Source organism: Actinokineospora bangkokensis (genome assembly GCF_001940455.1).
In the GTDB taxonomy this organism is placed as follows: domain Bacteria; phylum Actinomycetota; class Actinomycetes; order Mycobacteriales; family Pseudonocardiaceae; genus Actinokineospora; species Actinokineospora bangkokensis.
Genome location: NZ_MKQR01000028.1, coordinates 40,823 through 52,935 on the forward strand (window position 1 = coordinate 40,823; position 12,113 = coordinate 52,935).

Annotated in this window: 13 protein-coding genes; 5 read left to right on the plus strand and 8 right to left on the minus strand. The window is 74.3% G+C overall.

What is annotated here, in order from left to right; all coding sequences use genetic code 11:
- Positions 1–199 precede the first annotated feature (199 nt).
- The 4 genes from dnaN to BJP25_RS27350 all read right to left on the minus strand — a co-directional run bounded on the left by dnaN (position 200) and on the right by BJP25_RS27350 (position 4,225).
- Positions 200–1,303, minus strand: a complete 1,104-nt coding sequence (gene dnaN, locus BJP25_RS27335; RefSeq protein ID WP_075977910.1) for a DNA polymerase III subunit beta — start codon at positions 1,301–1,303, stop codon at positions 200–202.
- A gap of 154 nt (positions 1,304–1,457) precedes the next feature.
- Complete coding sequence (locus tag BJP25_RS27340; protein WP_075977911.1) at positions 1,458–2,687, minus strand: MFS transporter; 1,230 nt, start codon at positions 2,685–2,687, stop codon at positions 1,458–1,460.
- A 450-nt stretch (positions 2,688–3,137) separates the two neighbouring features.
- A complete protein-coding gene (locus BJP25_RS27345; RefSeq protein ID WP_075977912.1) occupies positions 3,138–3,812 on the minus strand; it encodes a Crp/Fnr family transcriptional regulator in 675 nt (224 codons plus the stop codon).
- A gap of 155 nt (positions 3,813–3,967) precedes the next feature.
- Positions 3,968–4,225 (minus strand): hypothetical protein, encoded by a 258-nt coding sequence (locus BJP25_RS27350; protein ID WP_075977913.1) that lies wholly within the window; start codon positions 4,223–4,225, stop codon positions 3,968–3,970.
- Between the two features lie 198 nt (positions 4,226–4,423).
- On the opposite strand from BJP25_RS27350, the gene nth reads away from it, so the two are divergent.
- Genes nth through BJP25_RS27370 form a run of 4 tightly spaced genes read left to right on the plus strand, consistent with a single transcriptional unit; the run spans position 4,424 to position 7,626 of the window.
- Positions 4,424–5,143 (plus strand): endonuclease III, encoded by a 720-nt coding sequence (nth, locus tag BJP25_RS27355; RefSeq protein WP_084794734.1) that lies wholly within the window; start codon positions 4,424–4,426, stop codon positions 5,141–5,143.
- On the plus strand, positions 5,140–5,748 hold the full coding sequence (locus BJP25_RS27360; RefSeq protein WP_075977914.1) for a TlpA family protein disulfide reductase: 609 nt from the start codon (positions 5,140–5,142) through the stop codon (positions 5,746–5,748). The genes nth and BJP25_RS27360 overlap by 4 nt, the downstream gene beginning before the upstream one ends.
- Entirely contained in the window at positions 5,745–6,437 is a 693-nt protein-coding gene (locus tag BJP25_RS27365) for an NUDIX hydrolase (protein ID WP_075977915.1), read from the plus strand. Before BJP25_RS27360 ends, BJP25_RS27365 begins: the two co-directional genes overlap by 4 nt.
- Positions 6,438–6,441: 4 nt before the next feature.
- On the plus strand, positions 6,442–7,626 hold the full coding sequence (locus BJP25_RS27370) for a MarP family serine protease (RefSeq protein WP_075977916.1): 1,185 nt from the start codon (positions 6,442–6,444) through the stop codon (positions 7,624–7,626).
- A 12-nt stretch (positions 7,627–7,638) separates the two neighbouring features.
- Here the strand turns inward: BJP25_RS27370 and BJP25_RS27375 are convergent, their stop codons facing one another.
- The 3 genes from BJP25_RS27375 to nhaA form a co-directional block, all read right to left on the minus strand.
- Positions 7,639–8,577 (minus strand): alpha/beta fold hydrolase, encoded by a 939-nt coding sequence (locus tag BJP25_RS27375; RefSeq protein ID WP_075977917.1) that lies wholly within the window; start codon positions 8,575–8,577, stop codon positions 7,639–7,641.
- 7 nt (positions 8,578–8,584) lie between these two features.
- Positions 8,585–9,076, minus strand: a complete 492-nt coding sequence (locus BJP25_RS27380) for a phage holin family protein (RefSeq protein ID WP_075977918.1) — start codon at positions 9,074–9,076, stop codon at positions 8,585–8,587.
- Positions 9,077–9,141: 65 nt separating this feature from the next.
- The gene (nhaA, locus tag BJP25_RS27385) at positions 9,142–10,341 is read right to left on the minus strand and encodes a Na+/H+ antiporter NhaA (RefSeq protein ID WP_075977919.1); all 1,200 of its coding nucleotides are present in this window, start codon (positions 10,339–10,341) and stop codon (positions 9,142–9,144) included.
- A gap of 197 nt (positions 10,342–10,538) precedes the next feature.
- Here nhaA and BJP25_RS27390 point away from each other — a divergent pair, with 197 nt between their 5' ends.
- Positions 10,539–11,282 (plus strand): lysophospholipid acyltransferase family protein, encoded by a 744-nt coding sequence (locus BJP25_RS27390; protein WP_075977920.1) that lies wholly within the window; start codon positions 10,539–10,541, stop codon positions 11,280–11,282.
- Positions 11,283–11,302: 20 nt separating this feature from the next.
- On the opposite strand, the gene BJP25_RS27395 is transcribed toward BJP25_RS27390, so the two are convergent.
- Positions 11,303–12,022, minus strand: a complete 720-nt coding sequence (locus tag BJP25_RS27395) for a VIT1/CCC1 transporter family protein (RefSeq protein WP_075977921.1) — start codon at positions 12,020–12,022, stop codon at positions 11,303–11,305.
- Positions 12,023–12,113: the final 91 nt, after the last annotated feature.

A 12,113-nucleotide genomic window follows, 5' to 3' on the forward strand; every position in this document is an offset into this window, starting at 1 on the left:
GGGTTGCGGGGTGGGGGTGGGGTTGGTCGAACGATGGCTTTAGGGATGGGCTTCGCCACGGGGCATGGGGTGCTGGGGGTGCGTGGGGCTGGGCACGGTGGGTTGTGGGTAGGAGGCGATGACTGGACGACGGCTTTGGGGGATGGGCTTCGCCACGGGGCATGGGGGTACGAGCCGGGTGGGGCGGTGGGCTGCTGGGTTAGTGGGGGGTGTGGCGGATGGGGACGAGGATGTAGCGGATGGTGACTTCTCCTGGGTGTTCGGCGGTGAGGGTGGTGGCGCGGAGGCCGGGTTGGATGGAGAGGCGGACCTGGGTGCCGGCGAAGGGGCGGAGGGCGTCGAGGAGGAAGCGGGATTGGTAGGCGGGGGTGGTTCTGCCGCCGAGGGTGGTGGCCTTGACGGATTCCTCCGCTTCGCCGGTCTGGGGGTTGGTGGCGTGGAGGTGGAGGGCGGTGTCGGTGGGGGTGAGGGTGATGACGCCGCGGGGGTCGGCGTAGAGGGAGGTGCGGCGGGTGGCGGCGAGGAGGGCGTCCGCGTCGACGATGACCTCTGTGTCTACCTTGGACAGTTGGACGGCTGCCTCGGTGACGAAGGTGCCGTCGAGGACGGCGGTGGTGGCGGTGGTGCGGTTCCAGGACAGGGTGAAGTGGTTGTGGGCGGCGTGCACGTGGACGTCGCCGTCGACCTGCTTGGCGACCTCCGACAGGAGGGTGGCGGGGACGAGGGCGTCGACCGGGGGGCCGGTGGGGGTCCAGGGGAGGGTGGCGATGGCCATCCGGTAGCGGTCGGTGGCGCGGAGGACGAGGTGGTCGTCCTCGGACTGGACGCGGACGCCGGTGAAGAGGGGGAGGGCGTCGTCGCGGGAGGCGGTGCCCGCGACCGTGGTCAGGGCGGTGGACAGGTGGTGGGCGGCGACGACGCCGTTGGGGCGGGTGGGGGGTTCGGGGACGCCGGGGTGGAGGGCGGCGTCGAGCAGGGGCAGGGCGTAGCGGGCGTCGTCGGTGCGGATGGCGAGCCTGCTGCCCTCGACGACCAGGCGGACCCGGGGGGCGGTGAGGGCCTTGAGGGTCTCGGCCAGTGGGCGGGCGGGTACCAGCACGCGGCCGTCCGCGTGCACCGACGCCGAGCACCGGACGGCCGCTGAGCGCTCGCGGTCGCTGGCGGCGAGCGTGGCGCCGGTGGCGTCGGCGGTGATCAGCAGGCCGCTGAGGACCGGGTCGACGAGCGCGCCGGGCGCCAGCCGCACGAGGTCGGCCGCCGCCGCGGCGAGGCCGTCGGTGGTCGCGGTCAGGTCCAGGGTCATGCCGCTGACGCTAGGGACGCCCCCCGACAATCCCGGACCCGCGCCCGCCACCCCCGCCGCGGTTCACTCGGTCGTGTAACCAGCAGGGCGTCGGGATCCCCTGTGCGCCAAGAGGTCCGTGCTGCACCGGTGTCGCGTTGGGACAGCAGGGCGGTCAGGCGACCGGGGCGAAGTCCTGCTGGCGGTCGGCGGCGCTGACGGTGCCGCGGCGCAGGTAGAGCACGCCGGTGAAGAGGAGGCCGACGACGCTGGCCGCGAGGTAGGAGGCCTCCACGCCGACGAGCTCGACGAGCTGGCCGGAGAGGGACTGGCCCGCCGCCAGGCCCAGGGTGACCGCGGTGACCACCCACCCGAACGCCTCCGTCGCGCTGCTGCTCGGGGTGACCAGCTCGATCGCGGCGGAGTGGGCGGTGCACTGCGGGGTCACCAGGCAGCCCGCCACCAGCAGGGCGATGGCCAGGCCGACCAGGGAGCCGGGCAGCGCCAGCAGGGCCAGCAGCACCGAGAAGCCGCCGAGCAGCACCGGCAGGCGCAGGCCCATCGGGCGCGGCCACGGGCGCACCCCGTAGTAGACGCCGAAGGCCACCGAGCTGACCGACCAGAGGCCGAGCAGCAGCCCGCCCGCCGGGGGGTTGCCCGCCTCGGTGGCGGCGGCGGGGACGGCGACCTCGACGAAACCGATGGTGACGCCGAAGCCCATCGCGGCCAGGGCCACCGTGCGCATGCCCCGGGAGCGCAGCACGCCGAGCAGGCCGGAGGGCGTCGCGGGCTCGGGGCGGAAGCGGCGGATGGTCGGGGTCAGGGCGAACCAGTAGGCGCCGAGCACCATGCACACCGCGCCCGCGACCACGCCGGTGCCCGCCCAGGGGGCGGCGACGAGCACGCCGGACAGGGCCGGGCCGAGGATGAAGAAGACCTCCATGCTGATCGCCTCGTAGGCCAGGGCCGCCGAGCGGACCGGCCCGGAGGGCACCAGCCGGGTCCACATGGCCCGGGAGGCCGAGCCCACCATGGGCTCGAAGGCGCCGATGGCGAAGCCGACGGCCATCAGCAGCGGGGTGGCCGCGCGCTGCTCGACGACGACCACGCCGAGGGCGACCGCCCCGGTGAACAGCGTGGTCGTGACCAGCAGCGGCCGCGACGGGCCCACCCGGTCCATGATCCGGCCCTGCGCGACCGACCCCACCGCCACGCCGATCAGCTCCGCGGCGGACACCAGCCCGGCGATCGCGAACGACCCGGTGGTGCGCTGCACGTAGAGCAGCAGCGCCAGGCCGATCATCGCGATGGGCAGGCGCGCGAAGAGGGCGGCGAGCACCGGGACGCGCGCGCCGGGGGAGGTCAGGGCGGCGCGGTAGTCGGCGAGACCGGTGGAGTGGGACATGCGTACCAGTATGCGCGATCTGGTACGTGCGTACCAAACTGATTCCGGGGTGCTCTCCACCACCTGGGCGGAATCAGGTCACGATCCGGTAACGGATTGTCGATAATGCGCAGGAACCGGGCAACGAACCAGGTGTGGATGAGTCCTTGAGGGTGAAGACCCTTGAGGTCGGGGTAGGGGTCCGTGCGACCCTCTACCGCAGAGGTTCCCTCCGGCGAGAGGTTCGGGGCCTGGGCCGGAGGGCGGGGAGCGTGGGTCGTCGGGGGATGGTCCACGCACGGGCTGGAGGCCGGTGCGCCGCGTCGGGGGCGGCGCCCGGCCTCCGGTCTTCCACCTGGTCGGGTGAGGCGGTTCCTCTGCGGCGGTGAAGTTCGGCCCGCGCGGGACGGCACCCCCGCAAACGCGAAGAGGCCCCGGTCGGGTGACCAGGGCCTCATCGGGAGCCGGTGCTCAGCGCGCGCGGCGCGCCAACCGCTCGGGGTCGAGGATCAGCACGCTCTTGCCCTCCAGCCGCAGCCACCCGCGGTGGGCGAAGTCGGCCAGGGCCTTGTTCACGGTCTCGCGGGAGGCGCCGACGTACTGGGCGATCTCCTCCTGCGTCAGGTCGTGGGTGACCCGCAGCAGGCCCGCCTCCTGGGAGCCGAAGCGCTGCGCGAGCTGCAGCAGCGCCTTGGCGACCCGGCCGGGCACGTCGGTGAAGATCAGGTCGGCCAGCATGCCGTTGGTCCGGCGCAGCCTGCGGGCGATGACCCGCAGCAGCTGCTCGGCGATCTCCGGGCGGCTGCCGATCCACTGCCGCAGCGCCGGGCGGTCCATGGTCACCGCGCGGACCTCGGTGACCGTGGTGGCGGTCGAGGTGCGCGGGCCCGGGTCGAAGATCGACAGCTCGCCGAACATGTCCGACGGGCCGAAGATCCCCAGCAGGTTCTCCCGGCCGTCCGGGGACTTGCGGCCGAGCTTCACCTTCCCCGACTGGATGATGTAGAGCCGGTCGCCGGGCTCACCCTCGGCGAAGATCACGTGTCCGCGCGGGAACTCGACCGACTCCAGCGTCTGGGCGAGGGCTTCGGCCGCGGCCGGCTCGACCCCTTGGAAGATGCCCGCGCGGGCCAGGGTCTCATCCACCTCGGTCCTCCTGTTTCCACCCGGCGGCCAAGGCTGCGCCGCCGATCACTACCGACAGTGTAGGGGGTGCCCCGGCAGATCCCGGGGGCCACGCCGACTGTCCGGTAACAAACCTCCGGCGCAGGTCACCGCCCCAAGCGCATGACCTTAGCGCCCTACCCCCGACCCCGGCGACCGCGCAGCTTGGCGGCCCGGCCGCCGAGGCGGCGCAGCCGGAACAGCTCCAGGGCGCGGCCGATGCCGTGGCCGTAGAGCGCGCGCACCTCGTCCGGGCGGGCCTGCTCCAGGAACTCCTCGACGTCGGTCTCCTGCACGGCCATGCTCATGCTGCGCAGCCGGGCCTCCACGCGCTCCATGAACAGCGCGAAGAACATGATGATCAGCGGTACCGCGAACACGAACCAGACAGCCATGGTGTCGTCGATCCTCGCTCGGCTCGTGAGCGGTCCGGGTCCGCTCGGTGGTGGTCGCCCCTGGAGACGTCCGGGGCCCATCTCGGGTTGTCCGACGGCCCGTAGGCTAGCGAGGTGCCTCCCACCACCCGACGACCGCCCCGCACCGCCGAGGCGGGCGCCACCCCGGGGCTCGCGCTGACCCGCCGGGCCCGCCGGATGGTCCGCGCGCTCGCCGAGGGCTACCCCGACGCCCACTGCGAGCTGGACTTCACCACCCCGCTGGAGCTGGCGGTGGCGACCATCCTGTCCGCGCAGTGCACCGACGTGCGGGTCAACCTGACCACCCCGGCGCTGTTCGCGAAGTACCGGTCGGCCGCGGACTACGCGGGCGCCGACCGCACCGAGCTGGAGGAGATGATCCGCCCGACCGGGTTCTACCGGAACAAGACCAGCTCGCTGATGGGGCTGGGGGCGGCGCTGGTGGAGCGGTTCGACGGCGAGGTGCCCGCCCGGCTGGACGAGCTGGTGACGCTGCCCGGGATCGGGCGCAAGACCGCCAATGTCATCCTCGGCAACGCCTTCGGCGTCCCGGGGATCACGGTGGACACCCACTTCGGGCGGCTGGTGCGCCGCTGGGAGTGGACCGCGGAGGACGACCCGGTCAAGGTGGAGCACGCCGTCGGCGCGATCATCCCGCGCAAGGACTGGACGATGGCCTCGCACTGGATCATCTTCCACGGCCGCCGGGTCTGCCACGCCCGCAAGCCCGCGTGCGGCGCCTGCTTCCTGGCCCCGGACTGCCCGGCCAGCGGCACCGGCGAGGTCGACCCGGTCAAGGCGGCGAAGCTGGTCAAGGGCGAGGAGGCCGAGCACCTGCTGGCGCTGGCCGAGCGGGTGCGCGACGAGGGCTACCGGCCGGGGAAGTCGGGCGGGTGAGCCCACGCCTGCGGTGGGCGCTGGTCGCGGTGGTGCTGGTGGTCGCCGCGGCCGTGGCGCTGTGGCCCCGCTCCGACGACCCCGCCGCGCCCGCGGCACCCACCACACCGGCCGCCGACCTCGCCCCGGCGCGCCAAGCTGCGGCCCTGACGGGCTGCGCGGTGTCCCCGCAGCGGGCGCAAGCGCTTGCCGACTCCACCGCCACGTGCCTCGCCACTGGCAGGCAGGTCGACGCGGCCGCGGTCCTGGGCGGCAGGGACGTGCTGGTCAACGTCTGGGCGACCTGGTGCCAGCCGTGCCGGGAGGAGCTGCCGGTGCTCGCCGAGTACGCCGCCGGGCCGGGCGCGCTGCCGGTCGTCGGGCTGGCCGTGCAGAGCCCCGAGGGCGACGCGTTGCAACTGCTCACCGCGCTCGGCGTGCGCTTCCCGAACCTGCTCGACGGCGCGGGCTCGGTCACCAGGGCCCTGCGGGTGCCCGACGCGCTGCCCGCCTCCTACCTCGTGCGCGCCGACGGGACCGCCGAGTTCATCACGCAGCCGAGGCTGTTCCGCTCGGTCGACGACGTGCGCGCCACCGCGGCGCGCCTGGGCGGGGGGACCCGATGACGCACGGACCGCTGGTCGACCCGGCGGAGCTGCCCGGGTGGCTGGCGCCGCTGGTGCGCGCGACCGGGGAGGTCGACGCCGACGCCTGGCGGCGGGTCACCGGCGGTCGCGGGGCCACCCGCGACGCCGCGGTGCTGGTCCTGTTCGGCGAGACCGACGAGCACGGCCCCGACCTGCTGTTCCAGCTGCGCGCCGAGAGCGGCGGCAGCCACTCCGGGCAGGTCGCCTTCCCCGGCGGGTCGGCCGAGCCCGGCGACGGCGGCCCGGTGGCGACCGCGCTGCGCGAGGCGGTCGAGGAGACCGGGCTCGACCCCGCCGGGGTGGTGCCCGCGGCGCTGCTGCCTCAGGTGGTGGTGCCGGTGTCCGGGTTCCGGGTGACCCCGGTGCTGGGCTGGTGGCGCGACCCGAGCGACGTGCGCGCCGTCGACCCGGCGGAGTCGCAGGCGGTGGCCCGCATCCCGCTCGCGCACCTGGCCGACCCGGCGAACCGGTTCATGGTCACCAGCCCGGGTTCGCGGTTCACCGGGCCCGCGTTCTCCGCACCGGGCATGCTGATCTGGGGTTTCACGGCGGGGCTGCTGACGGCGGTGCTGCACGCGGGCGGTTGGGAGCGGCCGTGGGACACCGGGGACGTGCGCGACCTGTCGGCGGCGTGGCGCGCGGTGGGATCGACGGGCGCGGAGGTCTAGCGACGTGAACTGGGTGGACCTGCTCGTCATCGCGCTGGCGGTGCTGGCCGCGGTGTCCGGGGCCCGGCAGGGCGTGATCACCGCCCTGCCCGCCTTCGTCGGCGTGCTGCTCGGCGCGGTGGCGGGCATCAAGGTGGCGCCGCTGGTGGTGGCGCGGATCGAGTCGACGCCGACCAGGGTGGCGTTCGCGGTGGCGATCTTCGTGCTGCTGGTGGCCCTGGGCGAGACGTTCGGGGTGTGGATCGGGCGCACCGTCCGGCAGAAGATCGAGTCGCCGAAGCTGGCCGGGGTCGACAGCGCGCTGGGCGCGGTGGTGCAGGGCGCGGTCGTGTTCGTCGTGGCCTGGCTGATCGCGCTCCCGCTGACCTCGGTGGGCGGGCTGCCCGGCCTGGCCTCGGCCATCAACAACTCGACCATCCTCGGCGGCGTCGACGACGTGATGCCGCAGGCCGCCCGCGGCCTGCCCAACGAGCTGCGCGAGCTGCTCGACGTCTCCGGCTTCCCGGCCGCGGTCGACCCGTTCAACCGCACCCCGAACAAGGAGGTCGACCCGCCGGACCCGGCGTTGCAGGCCAGCGGGGTGGTGCAGCGGGTGGCGGGCAGCGTGCTCAAGGTCAACGCCCGCGCGCCCAGCTGCGAGCGGGCGCTGGAGGGCAGCGGGTTCGTCATCTCCCCGAACCGGGTGATGACCAACGCGCACGTCGTCGCGGGCACCGACGAGGTGTCGGTGGAGTCCGACGGCCGCTCGCTGCGGGCCAGGGTCGTGCTCTACGACCCGGAGACCGACGTGGCGGTGCTGGCGGTGCCCGGCCTGCGCGCCGAGCCGCTGCCGTTCGCCCCCGGCGACGCCACCTCCGGGCAGGACGGCATCGTCCTGGGCTACCCCCTCGACGGCCCCTACACCGCCGCCCCGGCCCGCATCCGCGACCGGATCCCGCTGCGCGGCCCGGACATCTACGACTCCGCCACGGTCAACCGCGACGTGTTCACGCTGCGCGCCAAGGTGCTCAGCGGCAACTCCGGCGGCCCGCTGGTCGACACCAACGGCCAGGTCATCGGGGTGGTCTTCGGCGCGGCCGTGGACAACTCGGAGACCGGTTTCGCGCTGACCGCCGCCGAGGTGCGTGAGGAGGTCGGGCGCGCGCCGTCGCTCACCCAGCCGGTCGGCACGGGCCGCTGCGCGAGCTGACCCGCGGGAGTCTCAGTGCGCGGCGAGGAAGCGCAGCAGCAGGGCGTTGGTGGTGCCCGGGTCCTCCTCGTGCGGGAAGTGCCCGGTCTCGGGGATGTCGTGGCGCACGTGGTGGGCCACGTGGTCCTTCGACGCCTCCCGGCTCCCGGGCAGGATGCACGGGTCTCCCGCGCCGTAGAGCTGCTGCGCGGGCACGTCGACGGGCCTGCTGAGCGCCTCGGTGAACCGGCGGCCCTCGCTGCGCAGCAGGGAGCGCACGGCCCAGCGGTAGTACTCCATCGAGCAGTGCGCCACGCCCTGCACCAGCGCGGCCTCGCGGCAGCGGCTCACGCACTCGACGAAGTCCGGCGTGGTCTGCCAGCGCTCCCCGGCCCAGCGCCGGATCAGGGTCTCCACGACCGCGCCCCGCTCCCTGGTCAGCCACCGCTCCGGCAGCACGGGCAGCTGCGCGCGGAACACGTGGCCCAGCGCGAGCGCTTGGTTGCGTGAGCGGCCGCGCAGCGCGGTGCGGCGGATGCGCCCGCGCAGCGCGAGCGGGTGCGGGGCGGACACCGTGGTGATCGACCGCACGAGCCGGGGGTGCAGGGCACCGACGGACCAGGCCAGCTGCCCGCCCCAGCCGTGCCCGACGACGTGCGCGGTGTCCTCACCGAGCGCGCGCACCAGGCCCGCGACATCGCCCGCCAGCGTCCAGGCGTCGTAGCCGCGCGGCGGCTTGTCGGTGTCGCCGTAGCCGCGCAGGTCGACCGCGACCGCGCGGTAGCCCGCCCCGGCGAGCGCGGGCAGCTGGTGGCGCCAGGCCCACCAGAACTCCGCGAAGCCGTGCAGCAGCAGCACCAGCGGGCCGCTGCCCGCCTCGGCCACGTGCACCCGGATGCCGTTGGCGTAGACGTCGCGGTGGGTCCAGGGCCCCTCGACGCGGACGCTGGAGGGGTCCGGCGCGCCAGCCACGCCCGCGTCAGTCGGTGTCGGCGTGGCCGCCGCGCCTGCCCAGCACCGCGGCGGTGTCCTTGACCGTCTCGATGGTGCGCTTGGGCGCGCGGATGGCCCGCACCTTGCGGTAGCCCAGGTAGCCGAACAGGCCCGCGAACAGCAGCATCGCGCCGAAGACGATGCCGTAGGCCGCCGACCGGTACAGGCCGATGTCGGCCAGCAGCTCGGCGATGGCGAAGAACAGGAAGAAAGAGCTGTAGAGCAGCACCACCAGGGCCACGATGAAGAAGACCGAGCCCTTGAGCCCCTTCTTCACCTCCTTGGTGACCTCGGACTTCGCCAGCTCCACCTCGGCCCTGACCAGGGTCGACAGGTGCGTGGTCGCGTCCTTGACCAAGGCCCCGATGGACGCGTCGCGGCCTGCGGAGAGGGCGAGGTCGTCGGCGAGCGGGATCGAGGGGACGGGCGGCAGCCCCGAGCCGTCTGCGTTTCCGTGCGCGCTGGTCACCTGCGACATCGTGCCATGCCGCCCCCGCGCACACCGGGCGGGCGGGTCCCCGCGTGTTCCTCGGCGCGGCGTGATCATCCCGCCCGGCGAACCCTGCCCCGGCGCACGAGGAGCGCGGCGGCGAGCAGCCCGGCGACCGCGGAGGCCAGCAGCACCGCCGCCTTCGCCCGCTCGGCCTCGACCCCCGCCAGCGCCAGTTCCGCGATCAGCAGGCTCACGGTGAACCCGACCCCGCCGAGCACCCCCATCGCCAGCAGGTCCCGGCCGGTGGTCCCGCGCGGCAGCTCCGCGACCCCCAGCCGCACGGCCAGCAGCGCCGACCCGGCGATCCCGACGGCCTTGCCCACCAGCAGCCCGGCCACCACCGCCAGCGCCGTGCGGTCGGTGGCGATGGCGGCCAGCGCCGACCCGTTCACCGGCACCCCCGCGGCGAACAGGGCGAACACCGGCACCGCCAGCCCCGCCGACCACGGCTGCAACCGGTGCGCCAGCCGCTCCGCGGGCGCCTGCTCCTCGCCGTCGTCGGGCACCACCCTGGTCAGCAGGCCGAGCGCGACGCCCGCGATCGTGGCGTGCACCCCGGACTCGTGGACGGCCACCCACGTCGCGACCGCCACCGGGACGTGCACCCAGGCGGCGGTGACCCGGCGGCGCTGGAGGTACCAGTAGCAGGCAAGCAGCACCAGCGCGCCGAGGAACCACAGCGGCTCGAACGACCCGGTGAACCCGGCGGCGATCACCAGGATGGCGCCGAGGTCGTCCACCACGGCCAGGCTCAGCAGGAACACCCTGGCCCCGCTCGGCATCCCCGTCCCGGCCATGGCCAGCACGGCCAGCGCGAAGGCGATGTCGGTGGCCACCGGGATCGCCCACACCCCCGGCGCCCCGCCGGAGACGGCGAAGGCGATCGCGGCGGGGACGACCATCCCGCCCACCGCGGCGATCACCGGCAGCACCGCGGCCTTGACCCGCGACAGCTCGCCCACGACCAGCTCGCGCTTGAGCTCCAGCCCGGCGACGAAGAAGAACAGCGCGAGCAGCCCGTCCTTGGCCCAGTCGCCCACGCTCAGCCCGAGCAGCGGGAAGTCGCGCAGGCCGGTGTAGGCGCCGCGCAGCGGGGAGTTGGCCCAGAGCAGGGCGATGGCGGTGGCGCAGAGCAGGACGGCCCCGCCGACGGTCTCGGTGCGCAGGTAGCGGGCGAAGGCGTTCACGGGCGGCTCCAGGGGTCGGCTGATCGCGTCGCCGACCAGGCTTCCCGGCACACCGCTGTCCATCCTAGGGCCTGTCCTCACAGCCTCGCCCGGCGATAGCCGCGCCAGATCGAACGCAGGCGGCACCGGCCGAGGGACCGAGTACATCCAGTACGAGGTCCCTCGTCCGGGCACCGCCTGCGTCCGATCTGATCACGACTCTCACAGAGCAGGCTGTGAGGACAGGCCCTAGCGGCGCGGGCTCACTCGTGTGGACGAAGATGGGGTCCGTGGAAGGCGAACGGCCGATGGGCCTGCTGCGGTCGCTGGCGCTGATGTTCCGGGCACCGAGGCGCGGGCGCGGCTTCTGGTACAGCGTCGCGATCGACCTGATCTGGCCGCTGCTCGCGCTGTCGTCGCGGTGGCGCTTCCGGGGGGAGCTGCCCGCGACCGGGCCGGTGGTGCTGGCGTCGAACCACCTGTCCAACGCCGACCCCGTGTCCGTCACGGCGTTCACCCTCACCCGCGGCCGCATCCCCCGCTACCTGGCGAAGTCCGAGCTGTGGCGGGTGCCGGTCGTCGGGCGGGTGCTGGCGGGCGGCAAGCACATCCCGGTCACCCGGGGCAGCGCCCAGGCCGCGGACGCCTACCAGCACGCCGTGGCGGCGGTGCGGGCCGGGGAGTGCGTGCTGTTCTTCCCCGAAGCGGGCTTCTCCGACCGCGAGGACCACTGGCCGTCGGACCGGGTCAAGAACGGCGTCGCGCGCGTGGCGCTGGAGACGGGGGCGCCGGTGGTCCCGGTCGTGAACTGGGGCACCCACCGGCTGCTGCCCGCGGGCGCGGCGTTCCCCCGCCTCACCCGACCGCGCATCGACATCGTCGCGGGCGACCCGGTCGACCTGTCCGACCTCGCGCAGCGGGCCGTGGTCGACCGGGCCACCCTCGACGAGGCCACCAAGCGGATCATGCACGCGATCACCGCGCTGCTGGCCGACCTGCGCGGGGAGCAGCCGCCCACCCGCTGAGCCGCCCACCCGCCGGGCCGTCAGCCGACGGTGACGCCGAACACCAGGCCCACCCCGTAGGTGACGGCCATCGCCAGGCAGCCCACCAGCACGTTGCGCACCACCGCGGGCCGCACCCTGGCCCCGCCCAGGCGCGCGCTGATCGCCCCGGTCGCCACCAGGCCCAGCACCACCGCGACCACGCACGCCCACACCCGCGCGCCCACCGGCGGGGTGGTGATGGCCAGCAGCGGCAGCAGGGCGCCCACCGAGAACGACAGCAGCGACACCCACGCCGCCGTCCACGGGCTGGTCAGCTCGTCCGGGTCGATCTGGAGCTCGGCCTCGGCGTGGGCGCGCAGGGCGTCCTTCTCCGACAGCTCGTGGGCCACCCGCTCGGCCAGCTCCCGGGACAGGCCCTTGCCCTCGTAGATGTCGGCGAGCTCGCGCTCCTCGGCCTCGGGCATCTCGGCCAGCTCGCGCTTCTCCTTGCGCAGCGCGGCCTTCTCGGTGTCGCGCTGGGTGCTCACCGAGACGTACTCCCCGCCCGCCATGGACAGCGCGCCCGCGACCAGCCCGGCCAGGCCCGCGAGCAGGATCGTGGTGCGGTCGGCGGTGGCGCCCGCGACGCCGACCACCAGGCCCGCGGTGGAGACGATGCCGTCGTTGGCCCCCAGCACCCCCGCGCGCAACCAGTTCAGCCTGCTGCCGAGCCCGCCGGAGTGCGGTTCGTGCCCGTGCTCGGGCGCTTTCTCCTCCATTTGCGTCACAGCAGGATAATGGCACAACGAGAATGGTCCCGGCTACGAATGCCTGGTCGGCGGAAGATAGCCATACCTTATTCAGCAAAGC

Coding starts and splice junctions, on each gene's coding strand:
- dnaN (WP_075977910.1), bottom strand. CDS start 1,303: ATGACCCTGGACCTGACCGCGACCACCGACGGCCTCGCCGCGGCGGCG.
- BJP25_RS27340 (WP_075977911.1), bottom strand. CDS start 2,687: ATGTCCCACTCCACCGGTCTCGCCGACTACCGCGCCGCCCTGACCTCC.
- BJP25_RS27350 (WP_075977913.1), bottom strand. CDS start 4,225: ATGGCTGTCTGGTTCGTGTTCGCGGTACCGCTGATCATCATGTTCTTC.
- nth (WP_084794734.1), top strand. CDS start 4,424: ATGGTCCGCGCGCTCGCCGAGGGCTACCCCGACGCCCACTGCGAGCTG.
- BJP25_RS27365 (WP_075977915.1), top strand. CDS start 5,745: ATGACGCACGGACCGCTGGTCGACCCGGCGGAGCTGCCCGGGTGGCTG.
- BJP25_RS27380 (WP_075977918.1), bottom strand. CDS start 9,076: ATGTCGCAGGTGACCAGCGCGCACGGAAACGCAGACGGCTCGGGGCTG.
- nhaA (WP_075977919.1), bottom strand. CDS start 10,341: ATGGACAGCGGTGTGCCGGGAAGCCTGGTCGGCGACGCGATCAGCCGA.
- BJP25_RS27390 (WP_075977920.1), top strand. CDS start 10,539: ATGGGGTCCGTGGAAGGCGAACGGCCGATGGGCCTGCTGCGGTCGCTG.
- BJP25_RS27395 (WP_075977921.1), bottom strand. CDS start 12,022: ATGGAGGAGAAAGCGCCCGAGCACGGGCACGAACCGCACTCCGGCGGG.